General features: G+C 70.4%; 26 protein-coding genes. 10 read left to right on the forward strand and 16 right to left on the reverse strand.

The window, feature by feature from the left end:
* Nucleotides 1-240: 240 nt before the first annotated feature.
* On the forward strand, nt 241-396 hold the full coding sequence (locus tag IEX69_RS01780; protein ID WP_157127159.1) for a hypothetical protein: 156 nt from the start codon (nt 241-243) through the stop codon (nt 394-396).
* A gap of 377 nt (nt 397-773) precedes the next feature.
* Here IEX69_RS01780 and IEX69_RS01785 read toward each other — a convergent pair whose 3' ends face one another.
* Complete coding sequence (locus tag IEX69_RS01785; protein ID WP_085019427.1) at nt 774-1,217, reverse strand: MarR family winged helix-turn-helix transcriptional regulator; 444 nt, start codon at nt 1,215-1,217, stop codon at nt 774-776.
* A gap of 31 nt (nt 1,218-1,248) precedes the next feature.
* Nucleotides 1,249-1,680, reverse strand: a complete 432-nt coding sequence (locus tag IEX69_RS20765) for a hypothetical protein (RefSeq protein ID WP_229756202.1) — start codon at nt 1,678-1,680, stop codon at nt 1,249-1,251.
* A 223-nt stretch (nt 1,681-1,903) separates the two neighbouring features.
* On the opposite strand from IEX69_RS20765, the gene IEX69_RS20770 reads away from it, so the two are divergent.
* Entirely contained in the window at nt 1,904-2,209 is a 306-nt protein-coding gene (locus IEX69_RS20770) for a hypothetical protein (RefSeq protein ID WP_229756203.1), read from the forward strand.
* Between the two features lie 28 nt (nt 2,210-2,237).
* Here the strand turns inward: IEX69_RS20770 and cydB are convergent, their stop codons facing one another.
* Both cydB and IEX69_RS01800 read right to left on the reverse strand, forming a co-directional pair.
* Nucleotides 2,238-3,236, reverse strand: coding sequence for a cytochrome d ubiquinol oxidase subunit II (gene cydB / locus IEX69_RS01795; RefSeq protein ID WP_085019428.1), 999 nt, complete (start codon nt 3,234-3,236; stop codon nt 2,238-2,240).
* Nucleotides 3,237-3,245: 9 nt separating this feature from the next.
* The gene (locus IEX69_RS01800; protein WP_085019429.1) at nt 3,246-4,661 is read right to left on the reverse strand and encodes a cytochrome ubiquinol oxidase subunit I; all 1,416 of its coding nucleotides are present in this window, start codon (nt 4,659-4,661) and stop codon (nt 3,246-3,248) included.
* Nucleotides 4,662-4,771: 110 nt separating this feature from the next.
* Between IEX69_RS01800 and IEX69_RS01805 the strand changes: the two genes are divergently transcribed.
* A complete protein-coding gene (locus tag IEX69_RS01805; RefSeq protein WP_085019430.1) occupies nt 4,772-5,302 on the forward strand; it encodes a hypothetical protein in 531 nt (176 codons plus the stop codon).
* Between the two features lie 7 nt (nt 5,303-5,309).
* Here IEX69_RS01805 and IEX69_RS01810 read toward each other — a convergent pair whose 3' ends face one another.
* Nucleotides 5,310-6,128 carry a universal stress protein gene (locus IEX69_RS01810; RefSeq protein WP_085019431.1) on the reverse strand — a complete coding sequence of 273 codons (819 nt, stop codon included), beginning with the start codon at nt 6,126-6,128 and terminating at the stop codon, nt 5,310-5,312.
* 145 nt (nt 6,129-6,273) lie between these two features.
* Between IEX69_RS01810 and IEX69_RS01815 the strand changes: the two genes are divergently transcribed.
* Together IEX69_RS01815 and IEX69_RS01820 are read left to right on the forward strand one after the other, a co-directional pair.
* A complete protein-coding gene (locus tag IEX69_RS01815) occupies nt 6,274-8,016 on the forward strand; it encodes a sensor histidine kinase (protein WP_085019432.1) in 1,743 nt (580 codons plus the stop codon).
* 72 nt (nt 8,017-8,088) lie between these two features.
* Nucleotides 8,089-8,730, forward strand: coding sequence for a response regulator (locus IEX69_RS01820; RefSeq protein ID WP_085019433.1), 642 nt, complete (start codon nt 8,089-8,091; stop codon nt 8,728-8,730).
* On the opposite strand, the gene IEX69_RS21180 is transcribed toward IEX69_RS01820, so the two are convergent.
* Complete coding sequence (locus tag IEX69_RS21180; RefSeq protein WP_188760930.1) at nt 8,637-9,026, reverse strand: pyridoxamine 5'-phosphate oxidase family protein; 390 nt, start codon at nt 9,024-9,026, stop codon at nt 8,637-8,639. The two genes, IEX69_RS01820 and IEX69_RS21180, sit on opposite strands and share 94 nt — an antisense overlap.
* A gap of 20 nt (nt 9,027-9,046) precedes the next feature.
* The gene (locus tag IEX69_RS01830; RefSeq protein WP_085019435.1) at nt 9,047-10,081 is read right to left on the reverse strand and encodes a zinc-dependent alcohol dehydrogenase; all 1,035 of its coding nucleotides are present in this window, start codon (nt 10,079-10,081) and stop codon (nt 9,047-9,049) included.
* A 144-nt stretch (nt 10,082-10,225) separates the two neighbouring features.
* Here IEX69_RS01830 and IEX69_RS01835 point away from each other — a divergent pair, with 144 nt between their 5' ends.
* On the forward strand, nt 10,226-10,834 hold the full coding sequence (locus IEX69_RS01835) for an HdeD family acid-resistance protein (RefSeq protein ID WP_085019436.1): 609 nt from the start codon (nt 10,226-10,228) through the stop codon (nt 10,832-10,834).
* A 34-nt stretch (nt 10,835-10,868) separates the two neighbouring features.
* Here the strand turns inward: IEX69_RS01835 and IEX69_RS01840 are convergent, their stop codons facing one another.
* Together IEX69_RS01840 and IEX69_RS01845 are read right to left on the reverse strand one after the other, a co-directional pair.
* Complete coding sequence (locus IEX69_RS01840) at nt 10,869-11,330, reverse strand: NUDIX hydrolase (protein ID WP_085019437.1); 462 nt, start codon at nt 11,328-11,330, stop codon at nt 10,869-10,871.
* 7 nt (nt 11,331-11,337) lie between these two features.
* Nucleotides 11,338-12,108, reverse strand: coding sequence for an SDR family oxidoreductase (locus IEX69_RS01845; RefSeq protein WP_085019438.1), 771 nt, complete (start codon nt 12,106-12,108; stop codon nt 11,338-11,340).
* A gap of 119 nt (nt 12,109-12,227) precedes the next feature.
* Here IEX69_RS01845 and IEX69_RS01850 point away from each other — a divergent pair, with 119 nt between their 5' ends.
* From IEX69_RS01850 to IEX69_RS01865, 4 genes are all read left to right on the forward strand, one after another.
* The gene (locus tag IEX69_RS01850; RefSeq protein ID WP_085019439.1) at nt 12,228-12,704 is read left to right on the forward strand and encodes an NfeD family protein; all 477 of its coding nucleotides are present in this window, start codon (nt 12,228-12,230) and stop codon (nt 12,702-12,704) included.
* Nucleotides 12,701-13,900, forward strand: coding sequence for an SPFH domain-containing protein (locus IEX69_RS01855; protein WP_085019440.1), 1,200 nt, complete (start codon nt 12,701-12,703; stop codon nt 13,898-13,900). The genes IEX69_RS01850 and IEX69_RS01855 overlap by 4 nt, the downstream gene beginning before the upstream one ends.
* Entirely contained in the window at nt 13,878-14,666 is a 789-nt protein-coding gene (locus IEX69_RS01860) for a glycerophosphodiester phosphodiesterase family protein (RefSeq protein WP_229756204.1), read from the forward strand. The genes IEX69_RS01855 and IEX69_RS01860 overlap by 23 nt, the downstream gene beginning before the upstream one ends.
* 88 nt (nt 14,667-14,754) lie before the next feature.
* Nucleotides 14,755-15,132 carry an RNA polymerase-binding protein RbpA gene (locus IEX69_RS01865; RefSeq protein WP_085019442.1) on the forward strand — a complete coding sequence of 126 codons (378 nt, stop codon included), beginning with the start codon at nt 14,755-14,757 and terminating at the stop codon, nt 15,130-15,132.
* A gap of 88 nt (nt 15,133-15,220) precedes the next feature.
* Here IEX69_RS01865 and lnt read toward each other — a convergent pair whose 3' ends face one another.
* Genes lnt through IEX69_RS01900 form a run of 7 tightly spaced genes read right to left on the reverse strand, consistent with a single transcriptional unit; the run spans nt 15,221 to nt 22,870 of the window.
* Nucleotides 15,221-16,840 (reverse strand): apolipoprotein N-acyltransferase, encoded by a 1,620-nt coding sequence (gene lnt, locus IEX69_RS01870; protein WP_085019443.1) that lies wholly within the window; start codon nt 16,838-16,840, stop codon nt 15,221-15,223.
* A gap of 21 nt (nt 16,841-16,861) precedes the next feature.
* Nucleotides 16,862-19,348 (reverse strand): DEAD/DEAH box helicase, encoded by a 2,487-nt coding sequence (locus IEX69_RS01875; RefSeq protein WP_085019444.1) that lies wholly within the window; start codon nt 19,346-19,348, stop codon nt 16,862-16,864.
* The gene (gene tatC / locus IEX69_RS01880; protein ID WP_085019445.1) at nt 19,345-20,100 is read right to left on the reverse strand and encodes a twin-arginine translocase subunit TatC; all 756 of its coding nucleotides are present in this window, start codon (nt 20,098-20,100) and stop codon (nt 19,345-19,347) included. The genes IEX69_RS01875 and tatC overlap by 4 nt, the downstream gene beginning before the upstream one ends.
* A gap of 45 nt (nt 20,101-20,145) precedes the next feature.
* Entirely contained in the window at nt 20,146-20,418 is a 273-nt protein-coding gene (gene tatA / locus IEX69_RS01885; protein WP_085019446.1) for a Sec-independent protein translocase subunit TatA, read from the reverse strand.
* The gene (locus IEX69_RS01890) at nt 20,408-20,764 is read right to left on the reverse strand and encodes a hypothetical protein (RefSeq protein WP_085019447.1); all 357 of its coding nucleotides are present in this window, start codon (nt 20,762-20,764) and stop codon (nt 20,408-20,410) included. Before IEX69_RS01890 ends, tatA begins: the two co-directional genes overlap by 11 nt.
* 4 nt (nt 20,765-20,768) lie before the next feature.
* The gene (locus IEX69_RS01895) at nt 20,769-21,788 is read right to left on the reverse strand and encodes a helix-turn-helix transcriptional regulator (protein ID WP_085019448.1); all 1,020 of its coding nucleotides are present in this window, start codon (nt 21,786-21,788) and stop codon (nt 20,769-20,771) included.
* The gene (locus IEX69_RS01900; protein WP_229756205.1) at nt 21,788-22,870 is read right to left on the reverse strand and encodes a helix-turn-helix transcriptional regulator; all 1,083 of its coding nucleotides are present in this window, start codon (nt 22,868-22,870) and stop codon (nt 21,788-21,790) included. Before IEX69_RS01900 ends, IEX69_RS01895 begins: the two co-directional genes overlap by 1 nt.
* Nucleotides 22,871-22,876 lie beyond the last annotated feature (6 nt).

The following is a 22,876-nucleotide window of genomic DNA, read 5'->3' on the forward strand; positions in this document are numbered from 1 at the left end:
CGCCCTCGTCGGCGGCTCGGGATGTCCCGGCCGCGTCTCTCACGACCTGTACGATCTCGTCAAGCCCGTCCACCGTGGGACGGGCGCTCTGGGGGAGTGACAACGTTGATCGGTGCAAAGGTAAGCAAGACCAGGTGGAGTGCGGCCGCAGGCGCGATCGTAGGGGCGGCGGCGGTGCTGCCCTTGCTTACCGGGTGCACCGTGACGTTCGGAGGAACGCCGGAGCCGGAGCGAACCGCTATGGCGAGCGATCAGGTGGCCGGCTACTTCCTCGACATCTACTGCCCGTCGCAGATCGCGATCTCTCAGGGCCCCTCCAGCATCAGCGCCCAGTCCAACCTGTCTCAGAAGCTTGGAGTCGACATCGGCAGTTCTGAGAGCTGCGAGGGTCGCTGACGCCCTGGTGCTGGAGTGGGGGAGTGGCATCGGACGTAGCGCCACGGCGCACGAGCAGAAACGAGCGAGAGCCCTCGAACGATGCTTGGGCACAAGGCCTGACGCATCTTCAGCTCGTTGAGCGCGGCTGGTCTGCGACGAGCTCGGCCTGGAATTCGGCGACGTCCTCAAGTCAGCACACATCCGCGGAGCCTGGTTTCATCCAGGCAACCAAAGCCACTCAAGTTCCCGAACTTCAGTGCTCGCAGCGTGTTGTCCCGCGTGGGCTGCTTAGGGCCGCTTCTTGGGCCGATATCAGGGTCCGGGAGAAGTCGATTATGCGGCTGTTGACATAATGTGCATTATCAGCGCTTCGGCGACGGCCGCGGGCGGGCGGATCAGAGCGGCGCGGGACCGAGCATCCGCTCGAGCAGGACGCGCAGCGCGTCGCGATCTGCTGCGTCGAGTCGTCGGATGATCGGCTCCACGGCGAGGCGGACGTCGTTCTCGATGCGGCGGGCCGCGGATTCGCCGTCGGGTGTCAGTGTGACCTCGACGACACGCTTGTCGGATTCGCTCGGACGCCTCTGGACGACGCCTCGGCGCTCGGCGCGATCGATCAGGCCCGACAGCGTCGACTTCTCCAGGCCCAGGTGGTCGGCCAGGCGCTTCATCTGGGGAGAACGTCCGCGGAGCGTTCCCAGGAGACGCAGCTGCGTGATCGAGAGGTCGTTGTCGGCTGCGATGCGGTTGAGCGCGCTCGTGAGCACGAACGCCGTCTGGGCCAGGGCGTCGACGAGAGCATCCTGGTCCTCGTCCTGGGCGGGCGACGATTCCTGCATCGATCCTCCTTGTAGTTCGCACTACGAATTACTATAGTTCGTGATACCAACTATACCAGGAGGAGCCATGCACGCCGCCGTCGTCACCGATCTCGATCAGGTCCCCCAGTACCTCGACGCGCCCGATCCGGAGCCCGCCGGCCCGGAGCAGTCCGTCGTCGAGGTGCTCGCCTCCGCGCTGCATCCGCGCGTCCGATCCCAGGCGGACGGGTCGCACTACACCGAGACCCTCCCCCTCCCCTTCGTGCCCGGGATCGACGGCGTGGGGCGGGATGCGGAGGGCCGTCTGCTCTACTTCGTCGTCGACGGGGGTGCCATGGCCGAACGCGCGGTGATCGATCGGCGCGCGAGCGTCGTCCTCTCCCCCGCCATCGACCCGGTCCGCGTGGCCGCGGCCATGAACCCGGCGATGTCGTCGTGGATCGCCCTCCGTCGCCGCATCGTCCTCCCCGCCGAGGCGCACGTCGCGATCCTCGGAGCGTCAGGGAGCGCCGGACGGCTGGCCATCGAGGTCGCGCGGCATCTGGGAGCGGCCCGCGTCTCCGCCGTCGCTCGCGACGTCGCGTCCTTCGACGACCTCCGTGCCCTCGGAGCCGACGACACGGTGACGTTCGAGGAGAGCTCGACCATCTCCTCCGCCGACGTCGTGCTCGACTACGTGTGGGGGTGCTCCCGCGGCGGGCGCCATGAAGGCGATCGTCCAGGCCCGCCCCGACCGTGGAGCAGCGTTCTCCTGGGTCCAGATCGGCTCCGTCGCGGGCGCCGAGGCGCCCATCCCCTCCGCAGCGCTGCGGGCGTCCGGGCTGCGGATCGTCGGGAGCGGACAGGGCTCGGTGAGCACGCGCGACATCGTGGCGGAGCTCCCCTCGCTGGCCGAGTTCATCATGTCCGGGACGCCCCACGTCTCGGCCCGAGCCGTGCCGCTCCGCGACGTGGAGAGCGAGTGGTCCGGTCCCCGATCGGCCGCGGCCCGCACGGTCCTGGTCCCCTAGGCGCGGGAGGTGGCCCGGAGACCCGGGATCAGGTAGCGGGGATGAGCTCCCTCGTGATCCGGCGACGGAAGACCCAGTAGGTCCAGGCCTGGTAGGCGAGGACGACCGGCAGGGCGATGGCCGCCACCCAGGTCATCACGGTGAGCGTGTACGGGGTGCTCGACGCGTTCGCGATGGTCAGCGAGTTCGCCGGGTCGTTCGACGCGGGCATGACGTCCGGGAACAGGGCCGAGAACAGGGCGAGCACCGCCACGCCGATCGTCGCCGCGGTCAAGCCGAAGGCGGTGCGCTCCGCGGCCCGGGCGTTGGCGAGCACCGCGGCGATGAGCAGGACCGCGGCGACCGCCGAGAGCAGCCACGACGCGAGCGTGCCGTGGGCGAGATCCGTCCAGAGGAGGAACGCCGCGGCCGCGACGATCGTCACGAGGCCGGCGCGGGTGGCGAGGCGCCGCGCTCGGCTCCGGATCTCGCCGTCCGTCTTCAGCGCGACGAACACCACGCCGTGGGTGAAGAACAGCAGCAGGGTCGTCGCCCCGCCGAGGAGCGCATAGGGGTTCAGCAGGTCGAGGAGCGTGCCGAGGTAGGTGTGGTCCGCATCCATCGGCACGCCCTGCACGATGTTCGCGAACGCGACACCCCAGAGCAGGGCCGGCACCGCCGACCCGACCACGATCATCCCGTCGAACCACCGCGTCCACCTCAGGCCCTTGCCCTGATGCCGGTACTCGAACGACACCCCACGGGCGATGAGCGCGAGCAGGATGAGGAGCAGCGGCAGGTAGAAGCCCGAGAACAGCGTGGCGTACCACTCGGGGAACGCGGCGAAGAGCGACGCGCCGGCGACGATGACCCAGGTCTCGTTGAGGTCCCAGACCGGGCCGATGGTGTTGATGAGCACACGACGGTCGGTGTCGTCCCTGCCGAGGAAGGGCAGCGACATCCCGACGCCGAAGTCGAAGCCGTCGAGCACGAAGTAGCCGATGAAGAAGAATCCGACGATCCAGAACCAGAGGGTGGCGAGATCCATGGGTGTCTCCTAGTAGACCGTGGTCGTGAGCGAGGGGCTGTCCTGCGAGGCGTCGTCGTCCGACGGATCCGGACCGGGACCCTTCCTGATGGCCTTGACGATGAGCCGGAACTCCACGACGGCGAGCGCGCCGTAGACCAGGGTGAAGGCGACGAGCGACGCCACCACGTCCCATCCGTTGATGCCGGGCGACACCGCATCCTGGGTCTTCAGCAGTCCGAAGACGATCCAGGGCTGCCGACCCATCTCGGTGAAGATCCAGCCGACCGACATCGCGGCCAGCGGGAGCGGGAAGGCCCACACTCCGATGCGCCATATCCAGGTCCGGCGAGGAGCCCGCCCCCGACGGGTCAGCCACAGCCCCGCGATCGCGATCAGGATCGAGACGACGCCCAGCCCGATCATCCACCGGAAGGCCCAGTAGGTGATCCAGACGGTGGGCATGTAGTCCCCGGGCCCGTAGAGCTGCACGTACTGCGCCTGGAGGTCGTTGAGCCCCTCGACGGTCCCGTCCAGGGTGTGCGTCGACAGGAACGAGAGCAGGTAGGGGATGCGGATCGAGAACAGCTCGCTGGATCCGTCCGGAGTGCCCCATGTGAACAGCGAGAAGGAGGCGTTCGCGCCGGAGGCCGTGTTGTACAGGGCCTCCGCCGCCGCCATCTTCATCGGCTGGGTGTCGACCATCACGAGCCCCAGCTGGTCCCCCGACAGCACCGTCCCGACGCCCGCGATCACCATCATCCACAGGCCCACCTTGAGGATCGGGCGCATGGTGTCCTCGCCTCGGTTCCTCGCCAGGTGCCAGCAGGCGGCGGCGATCAGCAGGGCCGCCGTGACCATGAACGCGCCGAAGATCGTGTGCGGGAACGAGGCGAGCGAGACCGGATTGGTGAGGACGGCGCCGATGTCCGTCAGCTCGGCCCTCCCCCGGGCCTCGTCGAGCTGGTAGCCCACCGGGTTCTGCATGAAGGCGTTGGCCGCGAGGATGAAGTACGCCGACAGCACCGTCGCAGCCGCGGTGAGCCAGATCGAGGCCAGGTGGACGCGCTTCGGGAGCTTGTCCCAGCCGAAGATCCACACGCCGATGAAGGTCGCCTCGAGGAAGAAGGCGAGGAGGCCCTCCATCGCCAGGGGCGCTCCGAAGATGTCTCCGACGAACCGCGAGTAGTCGGACCAGTTCATGCCGAACTGGAACTCCTGCACGATCCCCGTCACGACGCCCATCGCGAAGTTGATCAGGAACAGCTTCCCGATGAACCGCGTGATCTGCAGGTACCGCGCCTTCCCGGTCCGCACCCACGCCGTCTGGAACAGCGCGACCGTGGTCGCCAGGCCGATCGTGAGAGGGACGAAGAGGAAGTGGTAGATCGTCGTCAGCCCGAACTGCCAACGCGACAGGAGAAGAGGATCGAGGAGGTCGGTCACGAGGATCAGGATGTCGGTCCGGTGACCGCGCGGACGGGACCAAAGACCTGCGGGGATCCGACGGGACCTATGTCACCTCCTGACGGGCCCGACGTCGGCAGGGTCGAGACATGGACTGCGTGATCCTCTTCGACGCCGCCTCCCCTCCCACGGAGCCGCTCGCTCGGGCGATGGCCGAGGCCATCCCCGGCGCCGACGTCACCGTGCTCGACATCGACCGCGCGGCCTCCCTGCGGTGCGATCTGCTCATCGTCGGGGCGGGCGTGCGGAGGCGTTCCGGGCGGGCCCACCGGGATTCCGGGTCTGGCCGTCCGGAGGCGGGCGGAGATCCGGTCGCGGCCGTGATCGGATCGGTCGCCGGCCTCACGGCGCGCGGTGTCGAGGGGCACTGGTACGGCGCGTTCGATACCCGGAGGTGGTCGCTGCTGCCCACCCTCTGGACGCTGAGCGAGAAGGTCGACACCGCTCTGTTCCGTCAGGGCATGAGGCCGGTGCTGCCCGCTCGGAGCTTCTCGCTCGCGAATCCTTCGGCGCCCTCCTCGGCCGAGCTGGCCGACGCCGCGGCCTGGGCAGGAGAGCTGTCCGCGGCGACGCGCGCCCGACTGCGGACCCTGGCGCGGGTCGTCCGTCCGACGGCGTGAGAGGACCTCAGGGCCGCGCGGCCCTCTCGCGTGGAGCGTCGAACGGGATCACCGCGACCGGCCCGCCCGGGTTCATCAGCAGGTCCATGCCCGTGGCGCCGAGTGGAAGGGGCGCGTCGTCGCGCCGTCGCCCCACCACCGTGAGCTCGGCGGACTCCGACGCCACGGCGAGGCTCTCCCCCGCCGGGGCCGACGTCCGCCGTGCGCGCACGGTGAGTCCGGGCATCGTCCTCCGCGCGATCGCGACGGCACCCTCCAGACGTCGCGACTCCTCCACGTCGTCCGGTCCGGACCCGGCGCGGAGGACGACGAGCTCGTGACCGGAGTGGGAGGCCGCGTGTGCGGCGAACTCCACCGCCGCCGTCTCCCCGGCATCTCCGAGGCCCACCACGACTCGGCGGCGCTGGCGCCGGCCTTCCGTCGGGATGACGATGAGCGGTCTCGTGACGAGCGGGGCCAACCGGAGACCGAGCGATCCGAACACCCGTCCCTGGGCGAATCCGGTCTTGTGCGTGCCCACGACGAGAGCGGATGCCGACCGGGCGGCCTCGGCCAGCCGGGTGACCGGGTGGCCGTGGAGCAGGCGGCACGCCACCTCGACCTCGGTCGGGCCCGTGCGCGCGTGCTCCGTCTCGCGGGCGAGGAGGCCAGCGGCCCGCTCGCGCCGGTCGCGGAGCACGCTCGCTCCGAGCCGGCCCCGGTCGTCGTCGACCACGTGCACCAGCTCCACGCTCTGCCCGTGCGTCCGCGCCCAGCCCAGCGCCCATCCGAGCGCCGTCCGACCGGCCAGCGTGCCGTCCACTCCGACCAGCATCGTGCCGCCCATCGCACCTCCTCGAGTCCGCTCCGATGCTCGCCCGATCGGAGCCGCCGTCGTGGGTCGTAGGTCCCGTCGCCTCGCGCTCGAGCCCCCTGAGGGGTGCGCGGGGCGGTGCTAGCCTGGTCGACGACGTGAGCGTGGGAGGGCCGCGATGAGCGACGAGACCTCTCTCGATCCCCACGGGCACGGGTCCCGGTCGCCAGGGGTCGGGGGCCGCTCGCAGCACCGTCGTCCTGACGCCGGCACTCGTGCGCACGACGTCGTCGACCGTGCGGAGCAGGTGCTCCGGGCGCAGGAGCGGCTCCGATCGCTTCTCCGCGCGAGTGCGGCGGTGAGCGCCGAGATCGACCTCACCGCGGTCCTGCAGCAGATCGTCGACTCCGCGGCCGAGCTCGTGGACGCGGAGTACGCCGCTCTCGGTGTCATCTCCCCCACCGGCGGACTGGAGTCCTTCATCCACACCGGGATGTCCGCCGACCTGGTGGCCCGCATCGGGCACCTGCCGGAAGGACACGGCCTGCTCGGCGCGGTCATCGAGGAGGCGAGCCCCATCCGTCTCGATGACCTCGCGTCCGACCCGCGCTCCTCCGGCTTCCCCGCCCACCACCCAGACATGCACGGGTTCCTCGGGGTGCCCGTGAGGGTCGGCGACACCGTCTACGGGAACCTGTACCTCGGGAACCGGCGCGGGGGCGGCTTCTCCGCCGAGGACGAGGAGCTCGTCTCCGCGCTGGCGGTGACGGCCGGGAACGCGATCCGCAACGCCCGCCTGTTCCGCGAGACGCACCTGCGCGAGCAATGGATGCGGGTCACCGCGCGGCTGACTCCGATGCTGCTGGGCGCCGAGGAGGACGACGCGCTCGGTCTGATCGTCGACGAGCTGTTCGCCGAGTCCGGCGCGGAGCGTGTCGTCCTGCTCGTGCCCGGCCCGGATCCGCTCACCGTCCGGGTCGCTGCCGTCCGCGGCGTCGGGGAGGACGCCCTGCTCGACGAGGTCGTCCCCGCCGCGTCGACGGTGGCGGGCATCGTGCTGGAGAGCGGCGAATCGCGCCTGTCAGTCGGAGGAAGGCTCAGCGGACCGGCCGATCCGCTCGCCCTCGTCTCGGGAGGCGAGATCGGCGCCACCGTGTTCGTGCCCTTCACCACCCGGGATCGGACCTGGGGCGTCCTCGGCATCGCGAGGGCTCCCCGCGCGGGACAGTACGGCGAGGTCGAGAGGACGGTCGTGTCGGATGTCGCCGCGCGGCTGAGCCTCGCCCTCGAGCTCGCTCGTGCCCGTGAGGCCGAGCAGCGCGGTCTGCTGCTCGAGGACCGCGCCCGGATCGCCCGCGACCTGCACGACCACGTCATCCAGCTGCTGTTCGCGACCGGTCTCGACCTCCACAACCTGGCCGCGCGGCCGCACGATCCGGCCGAGACGGCTCTGCTCGAGCAGTCGATCTCGCGCCTGGACGAGAGCATCACGAAGATCCGGACGATCGTCTTCGCCATCAACCCGCCTGCCCAGCACGGCGCGCCCCTCGCTCGGCACCTCCTCGTCGACCTCGCAGCGGAGGCGTCGAAGCTGGTCCCGCGATCGGTCGACGTCGCCTTCGCCGGGCCCGTCGACATCATCATCACCGGCGAGCTCCTGAACGACGTCACCGCCGCGGCCCGGGAGATGCTGAGCAACGTCGTCCGGCACGCTCGTGCCACCACGGTCGACCTGTCGGTGACGGTCGGCGAGACCCGGATCGACGTCACCGTCCGCGACGACGGCGTGGGCTTCGACTCCACCCGTCGCAGCGGCGGGCTCAAGAACCTCGGTGATCGTGCCCATGCCCGCGGCGGGGACGTCTCGGTCACGAGCGCCCCCGGTGCGACGACGGTCCGATGGACCGTGCCCGTGCCGTGACCACCGCGCCGGGACCGCGCCGCTGTGACCCCGAGAACCCTCCGCCACGAACGTCGATCTGAGAGGACTGCGATGATCCGGATCTTCCTCGTCGATGACCACGAGCTCGTGCGCCGTGGGGTGGCCGACATGCTCGAGGTCGAGGACGACCTCACCATCGTCGGCGAGGCGGGGAGCATCGCGCAGGCTCTCGCACGGCTCGACGCCGTCATGGCCGACGTGGCGATCCTCGACGTCCGTCTGCCCGATGGCAGCGGCATCGACCTCTGCCGGCAGATCCGATCGAAGCACCCGGAGCTGCGGTGCCTGATGCTCACCGCCTACGACGACGACGAGGCCACGATGAGCGCGGTGATGGCGGGAGCGGCGGGATACGTGCTGAAGGACGTGCGGGGGCCGGACCTCGCTCGTGACGTCCGCCAGGTCGCCGCCGGTCGACGGCTCCTCCACGCCGCGGCCGTCACGAAGCTCGAGTCCACGCTGTCGCAGCCGGAGTCCGCGGATCCGAGGTTCGGGTCCCTCGGACTCCGGGAGCGGCAGATCCTCGCCCTCATCGGTCAGGGGATGACGAACCGGCAGATCGGAGAGCAGCTGGGACTGGCGGAGAAGACGGTGAAGAACTACGTCTCCAGCCTCCTCGAGAAGCTGGGCCTCGAACGTCGGACCCAGGCGGCCGTGTTCGAGGCCCAGCACCGGCTCGACAAGCGGGGCTGAACGGGCCGGCGCTGGTGCTCCCCCCCCCCCCCCCCCCCCCCCCCCCCCCCCCCCCCCCCCCCCCCCCCCCCCCCCCCCCCCCCCCCCCCCCCCCCCCCCNCGGGCGCGCTCCGGAAGAGCACCTGACTGTCATGCACGAGGTAGTTGATGGGGAAGATGTCGGCACCCTGCGGATCGATGACGGCGAGACGTCCGAGGCCGCTCCGACTCAGGCGTGCCCAGCAGTCCTGCTCGGTCAGCGGGTGGACGTCGTCCGCGTGAGGGTCCTCGGGTGGGAACGGGTAGTCGTGGGGCATGGTCTCCTCCGTGGGTGCGCTCAGGGTGCGGTGACGGGCGGGCTCGGGTAGGTGAACACGAGCCGGGCGGGGACGGATCCGGCGAGTACCTCGTCGACGGCCTCGTTCACCTCGTCGAGGGCGCGGGTCTGCGTGAACACCCTGGTCCGGCCTGCCGCGTGGAGATCGAACACCTCGGCCAGGTCCTGGCGGGTGCCGACGATGGAGCCGATGACGCTGATCCCCTTGAGGACCGTGTCGAACACCGGGACCGTGAGCTCGCCCGCGGCAGGCAGCGAGACGAGGACGAGTCGTCCGCCGCGGTTCAGGGAGTCGAACGCCTGACGGGACACCGCGGGCGCGACGGCCAGGACGACCGCGACGTCGGCGCCGCCGAGCTCGGCGAGGGCCGCGACGGGATCGGTCAGCGCTGCGTTCACCACGTGGTCGGCCCCGAGCTCGGCGGCCAGGGCGAGCTTCTCGTCGGCGACGTCGACGGCGACGACCTTCGCGCCGACGAGGCGGGCGTACTGGACCGCCAGGTGACCCAGCCCGCCGATCCCGAACACCACCACCGTCTCCCCCGGGACGACGTGGGCGTTCTTGATCGCCGCGTACGTCGTGACGCCGGCGCAGGTGAGCGGAGCGGCCTCGACCGGATCGATCCCCTCGGGCACCGGGGTCGCGAACCTCGCGTCCGCGACCGCGTACTCGGCATACCCTCCGTCGATCGAGTAGCCGGTGTCGTCCTGCTTCTCGCATAGGTTCTCGCGACCGCTCACGCAGTATCGGCACTCGCCGCAGGCGTGCCCGAGCCAGGGCATCGCGACCCGCTGACCGACCCACCGGGTCTCCACCCCGTCGCCGAGCCGCTCGATGATGCCGACGCCCTCGTGCCCCGGGACGAAGGGCAGCGACGGTCGGACGGGCCAGTCGCCGCGCATGGCGTGGATGTCGGTGTGACACAGACCGCATGCCTCCAGGCGCACCAGCACCTGTCCGGGTCCGGGCCTCGGCACGGCACGATCCTCGACCACCACCGGTTCGTCGAACGCTGTGACGACTGCTGCGCGCATCCTGTGCTCCTCGTGTTCGCTGTGGACAGCGCCCACTCTTCCGGTGCGCGCGACCGTCCCACGGGTCGAAGGTCCCGCGGGGTCTCTCACCGACGCCTCGGAGACCGCTAGATTGTGCACCAGACATCACGAAGGGGGCCCTCCATGTCCACACCCACGCAGACCGACCAGCCCGGCGGCTTCTGGCTGTTCGCCGGAGACATCACCGACGCCGGGCGGCGCTGGCTCAAGACCGGGCTCTGGGTCAGGGCGGTGCTCTCGCTGCTGCTCGGCGTGGTGATCCTGGTGCTCGCCTTCAACAACCCCGACGCGATCGCCTGGACCATCGCGCTGCTCTTCGCGATCTACTTCTGGGTGGTCGGCCTCGTGCGCATCGTCCAGGGCATCGTCAACAAGGACTACTCCGGGGGGATGCGGGCGCTCAACATCATCCTCGGCGTGCTCCTCGTGATCGCCGGCGTCATCGCGATCCGGAACCCCGTCGTCTCCCTGCTCGTCCTGGCCTTCGTGGTCGGGTTCTCCTGGATCTTCGAGGGCATCCTCGCCATCATGGAGACCTCGAAGGACTCCTCGAAGTGGCTCGGCACCGTCCTCGGCGTGTTCTCCCTGCTCGCCGGCATCGTCGTGATCTTCCTGCCGCTCGAGTCGATCTCCGTGCTGATCCTCTTCGCCGGCGTCTTCCTCATCGTCTCCGCCATCATGTCGGCGGTGACCGCGCTCATGCTCGGCCGCGGCCCCAGGACCGCCGCGTAGACCGCCCGAGCCCGGGGCACTCCCTGCAGCGGCTCTACGACAGGACGCGGGCGAGCACGGCGGCGAGGTCGTCGGGCTCGACCGCGTCGTCCGAGGAGGACAGCTCCGCGAGCGTGAACCAGCGCCACGCCTGCACGTCGACGACCTCCTCGGGCGTCCAGTTGTCGGCGATCGGGTCGAACGGCTCGTCGACCCTCAGCAGGTAGTACTCCTCGTGGTAGTCGCGCAGCACGCCGGGTGAGGGCTCGCCCACGAAGTCGCGCGCCCAGACCGGCGAGCCGAGCCCCCCGGGCTCGACGACGAGTCCGGTCTCCTCGAACAGCTCGCGGACGGCGCCGTCGAGGTGCGTCTCCCCCGCTTCGAGGTGGCCGCCGGGCGTCAGCCAGCGCACGGGGTTCGACGGCACGTCGGGTGCCGTGTAGAAGAGCAGCGTGCGATCTCCCGCCGCGACGATCACACGGGACTTCAGGATGATCGGCGACGCGGACGAGGTCACGGCCGGGTCACTCCTCGCTCTGGTCGAAGTCGGAGATGTCGCCGACGTAGCGCGTGTGGTTCGCGGGGATGGGGTCGATCGCGGCGGACGCGACCTCGGCGGCGAACTCGCTGACGTTGTACAGCTTGCCCGCCGACTCGCGCCGGGATCCGATAGCGCCGGGGTTCATCCGCTCGAGGAGCGTCGCCGTGATGGTGCCCTCGATCATGTCGCCCGACACCACGACGAACTCGATGCCGGCGGCGTCGAGCTCGGGCAGCATCGCGCGCAGGGCATCCTCTCCGGCGCGCTTGCTGCGCGCGACGGGCTCGTACTCGGGCATCGTGGGCGTGGTGCGGATGAAGTGCGCCTGGTGGCTCGTGACGAACACCACGCGCGAGCCGGGCTCGAGGAGGGCGAGCGCCCCCTTCAGCACGTTCACCTGGGCGTCGCGGTTGAGGGTCATCGCGTAGTCGTCGCCCATGCCGGACTCCATGCCGCCCGAGGCGTTGAGCACCAGCACGTCGAGCCCTCCGAGCTCGGCGTTCACGCGGTCGAACATCGCCTGGACGCTCTCGGGGTCGGTGAGGTCGGCGCCGACGATGAGGGCCTGTCCCCCGTTCTCGCGGATCGCGTTCGCGATCTTCGCCGCGCGCGCCTCCTTGTTGCGGTAGTTGATGACGACGGAGGCGCCGGCCTCGGCGAAGTAGCCGACGGTGTCGGCTCCGATGCCCCGCGACGAGCCGGTGACGAGCACCCGCTTCCCGTCGAGCGAACCTGCGGCGAGGGGGTTGGACACGTGCGACTCCTCAAAGACTCGGGAAGGACCATCCGAGACTAGCAACTCGCCGCGGATCGGCCCGCTGAGCGGGCTGACTGGTAGCGTCGGAGGTGACACCGCAGGGAGGAGGTCGCGTCATGGACTTCATCCAGACGTACGCCTGGATCTTCTGGCTCGGGCTGATCCTGCTGTTCGTGATCATCGAGATGTTCACGCTCGAGTTCACGTTCCTGATGCTCGCCGTCGGCAGTGTCGCGGGTCTGGCCTCAGGGCTCCTCGGCACCCCCTGGTACCTCCAGGTCGTGATCGCCGCGGTCCTGAGCGTGCTGCTCATCCTGCTGCTCAGGCCCCCGCTGCTGCGGCGGCTGAAACGGGGCGCCGACCCGGCCAGGAGCAACGTCGACGCGCTCCTCGGGCTCGACGGCGTCGTGCTGTCGACCGTGACCGCGCTGGCCGGTCAGGTGAAGCTCGCGAACGGAGACACCTGGACCGCTCGTCTCGCCCCCGGCGTCACGGTGACCGACCTCGTGCGCGGCGAGCGCGTCGAGGTGGCCGCGATCGACGGCGCCACCGCCCTGGTCGCACCCTCTCAGAGCAAGGAGCCCATCGTATGAACGACGTCGTCACTCAGGTGATCGTGGTCGCCGTCCTGCTCATCGTCGTCATCTTCGTGATCGTGGTGATCGCGAAGTCGATCCGCATCATCCCCCAGGCCAACGCCGGCATCGTCGAGCGCCTCGGGCGCTATCACAAGACGCTCATGCCGGGCCTGAACGTGATCGTCCCCTTCATCGACCGGCTCCGCCCGTTGATCGACCTCCGGGAGCAGGTGGTCTCGTTCCCGCCTCAGCCGGTCATCACCGAGGACAACCTGGTCGTCTCGATCGACACCGTGGTCTTCTTCCAGGTGACGGATGCGCGTGCCGCGACGTACGAGATCGCCAACTACCTCGGGGCGGTCGAGCAGCTGGCCACCACGACGCTGCGCAACGTGGTCGGTGGGCTCAACCTCGAGGAGGCGCTCACCAGCCGCGACGAGATCAACGGGCAGCTCCGCATCGTGCTCGACGAGGCCACCGGCAAGTGGGGCATCCGAGTCTCACGCGTCGAGCTGAAGGCGATCGACCCGCCCACCTCCATCCAGGACTCGATGGAGAAGCAGATGCGCGCCGAGCGTGAGCGCCGCGCGGTCATCCTCACCGCGGAGGGGACGAAGCAGGCGCAGATCCTCGAGGCCGAGGGTACCCGGCAGGCCGAGATCCTCCGCGCCGAGGGTGACGCCAAGGCCCAGGTCCTCCGCGCCGACGGTGAGGCCCAGGCGATCACCACGGTGTTCGGGGCCATCCACGCCGGCAACCCCGACAACCTGCTGCTGGCCTACCAGTACCTGCAGACACTGCCGAAGCTGGCCGAGGGCAGCGCGAACAAGCTGTGGGTCATCCCGAGCGAGCTGACTGAGGCGCTGAAGGGCATCGGCCAGGCGTTCGGCGACCGTGGCGCGGCCGCGGCCGGCGGTGTTCCGGGTGCTGCCGGTGTGGCAGGGCCTGCCGGTTCTGGGCCAGTTGGTTCTGGGCCATTTGGTTCTGGGGCGGCCGGTGCTGCCGCGCCTGCCGGTTCTGGGCCAGCCGGATCCGGAGCGCCGGGCGGCGGCACTCCTCGCGTGCCCGCCGCCCCTACGACATCCCCGGCCCCGCCGGCGCCTCCCGCCTCGACACCACCGGCCCCGGCAGACCCCGAGGGCTCCGCCACCATCGGAGGCGATGCGGCCACCGGCTCAGGCGACGCCGGTGCCGGGCCCGCGCCCCAGTAGAGCGCGGGGAGCGTACTTCGCTCCCCCGCTCCCCCGCATCTTCGCGCACAGGGGTCTGGCGCTCGACGTCCCGGAGAACACGCTCGGTGCGTTCCGCGCCGCCCTCGCCGTCGGCGCCGTCCATCTCGAGACGGACGTGCACGCCTCCTCCGACGGGGTGGCGGTGATCAGCCACGATCCCACGCTCGAGCGGGTCGCCGGTCGGCCCGATCGGGTGGCCGACCTCACCCTGGCGGAGCTGCGCTCGATCGACCTCGGCGGCGGGGAGACCTTCGTCACGCTCTCCGAGGCGCTCCTGGCCTTCCCGGAGGCCCGCTTCAACATCGACGTGAAGGCGGACGACGCCTGTCGCCCCACGGCGGAGGCGGTCCGGGCAGCGGGGGCGATCGACCGGGTCCTCATCACCTCGTTCGACGTCCGGCGGAAGAGACTGACCGCCAGCGCGCTGCCCGGCGTGGCGACCTCGGCGTCCGCGGCCGAGTTCGGCCCGGCCCTCGCGTTCGCGAAGCTCGGCTGGGCCTGGGCGGTCCGTCGCATCCTGCGGAACGTGGATGCGGTGCAGATCCCTCCGCAGGTCTCCCGCATCGGCACCGTCACGCCGCGCACCATCGACGTCCTGCACCGCGCCGGGGTCGAGATCCACGTCTGGACCATCAACGACCCGGTGGTGGCGCGGGACCTCCTCGTGAGGGGCGTCGACGGCCTCGTCACCGACCGGGCCGACATCCTCGTTCCCCTCGCCGCCGAGTTCAAGCCTGTTCGCTGAGAGAGTACTGACAATAGCGGCCCCCGGAAAGGTTACGCGGAGGTGCGCGGTTTAGAACTGTGGAAGCAATGCGAGAGGAGACCACACAATGGCGGATCGCAGCTTGCGCGGGATGCGACTGGGCGGACAGAGCCTGCAGAGCGAAGAAGGCGTCGTCTTCTCCGCCCGTGCGAACTACACGTACCACTGTGAGAACTGCGGACGAGACACCGACATGGTGTTCGCCGCCGACGCGGAGGCGCCGGAGACCTGGGAGTGCAAGTCCTGCGGTCACGAGGCGACGCTGATGGTCGGCGACAAGCCTGTCGAGATCGACCGCAGCAACGAGAAGACACCGCGCAGCCACTGGGACATGCTGCTCGAGCGTCGCACGCGCGACGAGCTCGAGGAGCTGCTCGAGGAGCGCCTGCAGTACCTGCGCGCGCGTCGCGGTGGCGGCAAGGCCACGGAGAAGATCGGGGCCTGACCCCGGGGAGCTCCCCACACACAGCGCCGTACGGGCGAGACCCGTGCGGCGCTTTCGTGTATCCGCGCGGACCTCGGCCCCCGGCGGGTCAGGGGCGACGGGGGCGCAGCGGGCGCGCGGTGAGGGCGACCGCGAGCCCGAGGAGGCCGAAGCCCGCGCCGAGCCACTCGAGCTGGCCGCCGACGACGCTCGCCGGGGTCAGGGTCGTCGCGAGCGGGACGTCGGCGAGCATCGTGCCGGGCTGAAAGGCGGGGATCTCCTCGATCGTGGAGCCGTCGGGGGCGATGATCGCGCTCGTCCCGACCGTGGAGATGTTGACCACGCTCCGACCCAGCTCGATCGCGCGCAGACGGGCGATCGCTAGCTGCTGGAGGTTCTCGTCGGTCCGGCCGAAATCGGCGTTGTTCGTCTGCGAGAGGAGCACCTGGGCGCCCTCGAGCGTGGTCTCGCGCATCACGGCGTCATCGGTGATGTCGAAGCAGATCGAGATGCCGGCGATGATCCCGTTCACGTCGAACGTCATGTCGGTCGACCCGAACTCGTAGTCCCGGGTCACCAGGTCGACGAGGTCGGGCGCCAGGGCGTGGAAGAAGTCGCGGGCCGGCATCCACTCCGCGAACGGCACCGGATGCCGCTTGTCGTAGAAGTCCTGCACCCGACCGTCCTGCCAGAGCAGCGACGTGTTGTAGACCTTGTCGCCACGCACCTGGATGGTGCCGGCGATGATCGGAGCGCCTCCGAGGGTCGCGCTCACCTCGTCGAGCGCGGCGGCGGCGTAGGGGTAACGCGCCGGGTCGAGGTCGGAGCCGTTCTCGGGCCAGACCACCATGTCGGGATCCTGCCCGGCGAGCGTCAGCGATCCGGCGACGTGGTCGCTGAGGATGTCGCCGGGCGAGTGCTGGGAGAACAGCCCGGCATCCGAGTTTCCCTGCACCGCGGCGATGCGGGAGGTGCCCTGAGTTGGCGCGGGCCAGGCCGGCACCGCGAGCACGGCCGCCATCGCGATCCCCGCGGTGAGGACGCGGATGCCGGGCCGCAGCGGGGACTCCCGGGCGACCTGGATGAGGAAGGCGACCAGCCAGACGAGCACGAACGAGAGCCCGGAGATCCCCACCCACGCGACGAGGTCGGACGTCGGGCTCTCCGACTGCGACATCGCCACACGTCCCCACGAGAAGCCGCCCCACGGCCAGACCGCGGAGACGCCCTCGCGGAGGATCCACAGTCCGGCGATGACGAGCGGGAGGACGCCGAGCCTGCCCCAGCGGCTGGGCCATGCCCGGTCGGCGCGACGGTATACGAGCGCGATGAGGAGCGACCCGGCGGCGAAGTACAGGCCCATGAAGCCGGCGAGACCCAGCCAGGGCACCGGGCCGAGGTAGAGGGTGAGCCAGAAGATGTCGACACCCCAGAAGACAGCTCCCGCCACGAAGCCGATGAGGAGAGCCTGCCACCAGGACCGACCGATCAAGGCGAGCAGCACCACGGCGACGCCCACGAGCGTGAACGGCCACCACCCCTTGTCGGGGAACCCGGCGTCGAGCGCCACCCCCGCCGCGGCGGCAGCGAGGACCGCGAGCCAGAGGGGCATCACGGGGCGGACGAAGCGAGCCCGATCCAGGCTCTCATCCAGACGCGGACGGCGGGCGGGCGAGGAGAGCGTCGCCGAGCGTCGGCGCACGGAGGGGTCGCGGGCGAGGGTCGTCATCGGGTCGGCATCCTCCTCTGCTCAGGCCACCGAACTGTAGGCGACGATGCCGTGGCGGACCGCATCGAGCGCACTCCGTGCGGTGCGGGCGACCGCGCCGTCGGCGGTGCCCTGGAGCTGGTCGAGCAGGTCGATGGTCTGCTTCGCCCACCGGACGAAGTCGCCGGCGGCCATGTCGGCCTCGCCCAGCACCACGTCGAGGGAGGCGCCGCGAGCCCAGAGGTGCATGGCCGCGCTGAGACCGGTCGCGAGGGGCTCGCTGCCGGGCAGCCGGTGCTCGCGCTCGATGTCGTCGACCGTGGCCCAGAGCTCCTGGGTCTTGTCGAGCGCAGCTCGGAACGCCCCGCGCGGCAGACGCCGGTCGTAGCCCTCCGGCTCCTCGCGCCGCGGCTCGTAGACCAGGGCACAGGCGAGGGCGGCCAGGCCGGCGGGGTCGAGGTCGCGCCACACCTGCCGGCGCAGGCACTCGGCGACGAGGAGGTCGCGTTCGCCGTAGATGCGCTTCAGCGTCCGGCCGTGAGGGGTGAGCACGGTCTCGCCCGCGTCGTCGGTGGTGAGGTATCCCAGCTCGACGAGCACGTCGGTGACGCGGTCGAACAGCTTCGCGATGACGTTCGTCCGCGACTGGATCTGCTGGGTCAGACGATCGGTGTCCTTCTTCAGCGTCGACCAGCGCTCGGCCCAACGGGCGTGCGACTCGCGTTCGGCGCAGCCGTGCACGGGATGCGCGCGGAGCTGCTTCCGGAGCTCGGCGATGCGCCGCTGCCGTCTCTCGCGCTCCGCGTGCGGCCTCGGATCGCCGCCGTTCCTCCCCGCGGCCGCGCCGGCCCGCTCGAGCGCGGTGAGCTCGCGGCGGATGCCGAAGTACTCGCGCGCATCGCCGAGGTGGCAGGCCATCGCCTGCTCGTAGCCGGCCAGCGACTCCTCCTGCTGCTTGACCTTGCGGGCGAGGTCGACCACCGCACGGTCGGCCTGGAACTGCGCGAAGGAGGACTCGAGGACCTCGCGGGTGCGCGTGCGTCCGAATTGGTCGATGAGGTTGACGGCCATGTTGTAGGTCGGTCGGAAGCTGGAGTTCAGCGGGTACGTCCGGCGCGAGGCCAGCGAGGCGACCTCGTGCGGGTCGAGCCCATCCGTCCACTGGATGACGGAGTGGCCCTCGACGTCGATCCCGCGGCGACCGGCGCGACCGGTGAGCTGCGTGTACTCCCCCGAGGTGATCGGCACGCGCGCCTCGCCGTTGAACTTCTCGAGCCGCTCGAGCACGACGCAGCGGGCGGGCATGTTGATGCCGAGCGCCAGCGTCTCCGTGGCGAAGACCACCTTGACGAGCTTCTTCTGGAAGAGCTCCTCCACCACCTCCTTGAAGGCGGGCAGGAGCCCCGCGTGATGGGCGGCGACCCCGCGCTGGAGCCCCTCCGTCCACTCCCAGTAGCCCAGGACCGCGAGGTCCTCGTCGAGGAGGGTGCGGCAGCGCTCCTCCACGATCTGGCGGATCTCGTCGCGCTCCTCGGCCGTGGTGAGCCGCACTCCGGCACGGAGCACCTGCTTCACGGCCTGATCGCACCCCATCCGGCTGAAGACGAAGAAGATGGCGGGCAGCAGGTGGTGCTCGTCGAGCAGGCGCACCACGTCGGGGCGGTCCATGCGCTCGAGGCCGCGCGGGCGCCCCGCTCCTCGCTGCTGTCGGCCGCCCTGCTGGCGACCGCGGCCGTGCGGCCCCCTCCCCCGGCCGGGCACCTGGTTCCAGGAGGCGTTGCGGGCCAGCTGCACCAGCTCCGGGTTGACCCGGTTGCTGGCCGCCCGCCCGGTGGAGTCGAACAGGTCGACGAGCTTCGTCTTCACCAGCGCGTGCTGGTCGAGGGGCACCGGTCGTTCCTCGGAGACGATGACCCGCGTGTCGCCTCGGACGGCCTGGAGCCAGTCGCCGAACTCCTCCGCGTTCGACACGGTCGCCGAGAGGGACACCAGCCTGACGGAGCGCGGCAGGTGGATGATGACCTCCTCCCACACGGCGCCGCGGAAGCGGTCGGCGAGGTAGTGCACCTCGTCCATCACCACGAAGGCCAGCCCGGTGAGGAGGTCGGAGTCGGCGTAGAGCATGTTGCGGAGCACCTCGGTGGTCATGACCACGATGCGCGCATCCGAGTTGACGTTGGTGTCTCCGGTGAGGAGGCCCACCTCGTCGGGCCCGTACTCAGCGACGAACTCCTGGTACTTCTGGTTGCTCAGCGCCTTCATAGGTGCGGTGTAGAAGAGCTTGTCGCCCGGCGACTGCATGGCCAGGAACGCGGCGAACTCCGCGACGGCGGTCTTCCCGGCTCCGGTGGGGGCGGCGACGAGCACGCTGTGACCGTCCTCGATCGCGCCGCAGGCCTCGATCTGGAACGGATCGAGGTCGAAGGCCAGGCCGTCGCGGAACTGGTTCACCGATGGGTGGCCGGCGCGGCTGCGGCTGGCGGCGTAGCGCTCGGCGGGGCTGAGCGTCTCTTCGGGCGGAGGGGTCATGTGGCGGGAAGCTCCAGATCGAACTGCTGCTGCGTGCGGCGGACGCGCCGGTCGTGCAGCCAGGCGATGAACGCGGCCCCGAAGAACAGCAGCACCATGGGGATCGCGAGCAGGAACATCGAGACGATGTCGGCGGCAGGGGTGGCGATCGCGGTGAACAGGGTGATGGCGAGCACCGCCCAGCGCCACGACTTGAGGATGGATGCGGCGCTCACCACGCCGGCGAAGTTGAGCAGCACGAGGAACACCGGCAGGACGAAGCCGATGCCGATGGCGACCATGAGCTTGAGCACGAAGTCGATGTAGTCGCGCGCGTTCAGCACCGAGGTCGACCCCTCAGGCGCGAACCCGGTGAGGAGGCTCACCATGTGGGGCAGGACGAACCAGCCCGCCGCGCATCCGGCGAGGAAGAGGGGCACCGCGGTGAGCACGAACCCGACGGCGTAGCGCTTCTCATGCCGCTTGAGGCCCGGCATGACGAACGCCCAGATCTCGTAGAGCCAGATCGGCGAGGACACGACGAGGCCCACGGTGAAGGAGATCTGCAGGCGCAGGTCGAACGCCGCGGACACGTCGGTGAAGTTGAGGCTCGCGTCGCGTCCCTGCGCCGCGGCGAGCTCGGTGATCGGCGCCCGCAGAGCGCCGAGGACCCAGTCGGACAGGATGTACCCGAAGACCATGCCCGCGAGGACGGCGAGTGCGGCGATGAAGAGCCGACGGCGAAGCTCGACCAGATGGGCGCCGAGGGACATCCGGCCGTCGCGTGGGCGCCTCTGCGTGGTGGAGGCCACGACCCGTTACGACTTCGGGTTGTTCTGGCTCTCGGCGACCGAGGTGACGTGCGCCGTGTCGTCAGCACGAGGCGTGGAGGTCTCGGTGCTCGCCGAGGGGGTCGTCCCGGTGGACGACGGCTGGTCGTCGTCCTTCATCGACTTGACCTCCTTGCGGAAGATCCGCATGGACTGACCGAGGCTGCGCGACAGGGCGGGAAGACGCGTCGCTCCGAACAGCAGGAGCACGACGAGCAGGATGACGATCAGATGCGGCCATCCGAACGCATTACCGAACATTGTCTGCCCACTTCCTGAGGTGCTCGAGAGATTCGGGACTGACGAGCAGTCTACCTCGCGTCAGTCGAGCTTGTCTGCGAGCCTCCTTCGCTTCCTGACGGCGGGAGGAGCGGGCGTCGTGGCGTCGTGCGACCTCGGGATACCCGACGGCGATCGCCCGCTCCGGGACGTCGGGTTCCAGCTGCTCCACGGTGGCCATCAGGGTGGCGACCTTGTCGTTCAGGAGGGCGAGCTCGCGGTACGCCGCCATGAGCTTGCGGAACAGGCGGTAGCCGAGGAGAGCGACGGTGCCGAGCAGGGCGAGCACCAGCACCACCCAGATGATCAGCCACGCCCACCACTGCATCGTCTCAGCCTACGGGGTCGGTGGCCGGCCGCGGGGTGATCAGCTCGTAGCGGTCGAGGGCCGCGGTCGCCCAGGCGGCGACGGCGTCGCGCGCCTCCGGTGGATCGATGATCGAGACGGCGGCGGAGAGCCCGGTGACCATCCGCTTGAGACTGTGGATGTGGGCCACGCGGATGCGGGCCCTCACTCGGCCGTCGGGGCCCGGCTCGCCGAGTCGGTCGAGCGTCGAGGTGTACTCGCCGAGGAGCGGGAGCGCGCTCGGGTCGACCGCGATGGTGACCGTCAGGTCGGCGTCCCCGCCCTGGAAGAGGCTGTCGCCGATCGCGACATCGTCGTGCAAGGCGACGGGGACGTCGGTCACCCGGGGCGACGACATCCGGTCGAGGCGGAACGTGCGGACCGAGCGGCGGGTGTGATCCCACGCGCGGAGGTACCAGTCCTCGTTGTCGGAGTCGATGCGGAGCGGGTCGACGAGTCGGCGCTGGCTCTCCCCCTTCGCGGTGAGGTAGTCGAACTCCAGCTGCACCCGTCCGGAGACGGCCCGGCGGACCTCGGCGAGGTTCGCGGTCGCGTCGGTCGAGGCGATGGCCACCTGGCTGGGGGCGTCGGAGGCGCCGCGGGCGAGCTTGTCCATCAGGGAGGAGTAGAGCCCGCTGTCGACGTTCTCCGGCAACGACTGGAGGTACTGGAGGCCCGCGATGAGCGCCGCCGCCTCGCGCGCGGAGAACCTCGGCGAGTCGTCGAGCGCGACCAGGTGCGTCAGCACGATCTCGTCGTGCTCCTCGAGGTCGGTCCACGAGATGTCGAAGAGATCGCCGTGCTGGTACGAGAGGGTGTCGCCCGGGACGCCGGAGACCGCGATGAGCGAGACGGCGTCGCGGATCTGCTTCTCGGAGACCTGGAAGTGCTCCGCCGCCTCGGCGACCGACACGCGGCCGGCGTCGACGAGGTAGGGCACGAGGGCGAGGAGGAACGTGAGCTTGTCCTGCGCGTAGGAGAAGGACTGGCGTCCGGGGGCGGCCATCAGCTCTCCTCTCCGTCCTCGGCCTGCGTCTGTTCGTCCTCGGCCTGGGTCTGCTCGTGGGCCGGCGCCTGCTCATGGGTGGCGGGGGCGTGCATCCGTTGCGCGCGGCGGAGGCGCGCGACGACCGCCATCACCAGGGAATCGGGCGAGAGGACACGCACCTCGGGTCCGAAGCCGGCCAGCTCGTCGGCCAGCAGCTCCGGGTCGGTGTAGTGCAGACGGATGCGGTCGTCGCCGGAGGGCTCCGCGCCACGCCGCTGCCGGAGCCGGACGTCGGCGTCGCTGCCCGCGACGGCCTCGATCTCGGTGACGTTCGCCGACCAGATGGCGTCGAGCTCGTCGAGCGCGTCGGCCGCCCAGGTGCCCTCGCGCCGCTCGATCGGCTGGCGGGTCACCCGCACCGGCCCGGTGATGCGGGAGAGCAGGAACGTGCGCTCGCCGTCGACACCGTGGTCGTAGCCCTTGAGGTGCCAGCGACCCTGATGCTGCACAAGCGCCAGCGGCGACACCGTCCGCTCCCTCGCGGCGCCCGAGCCCGGCTTGAGGTAGGGGAAGGTGACGCGGACGCCCTTCGTCAGCGCGTCGGTGAGCGGCTCGAACGAGACGTCGCGGGTGCGGATGCGCGGGGCGTACCCGATGACCGGCTCGGTCGACTCGACCCCGAGCGAGCGCATCTTGAGCAGGGCGCGCTGCGACTCCCGCGAGAGCGAGCCCTCGCGCCACGCCATCGCCGCGAGGTTGAGCAGGGTGCGCTCCGCCGGGGAGAAGGTGATGTCGGCGGGGAGGTCGTACGCGGCCCGCGGGATGCGGTATCGCAGCGTCTGGTTGTTGCCGGGGTCGTTCGGCGACTCGATCGTCTCGAGCGGCACACCCAGGTCGCGGATGTCGTCCTTGTCGCGCTCGAACTGGCGCTCGAGGCTGGTGTTGTCGCCCGTCGAGTCGTAGCGCTGCCGATAGCCCTGCACCGTCGACAGGATCTCGGTCTTGGTCAGCCCCGACTCGGTCGCGATGAGCGCGAGCACGAGGCTGAACAGCCTCTCCTCCACGGGGACAGGCGCAGGGGAAGTGTTCTGCGGCGCCACGCCCAG

The organism is Cnuibacter physcomitrellae, from assembly GCF_014640535.1.
Taxonomy (GTDB): Bacteria; Actinomycetota; Actinomycetes; order Actinomycetales; family Microbacteriaceae; genus Cnuibacter; species Cnuibacter physcomitrellae.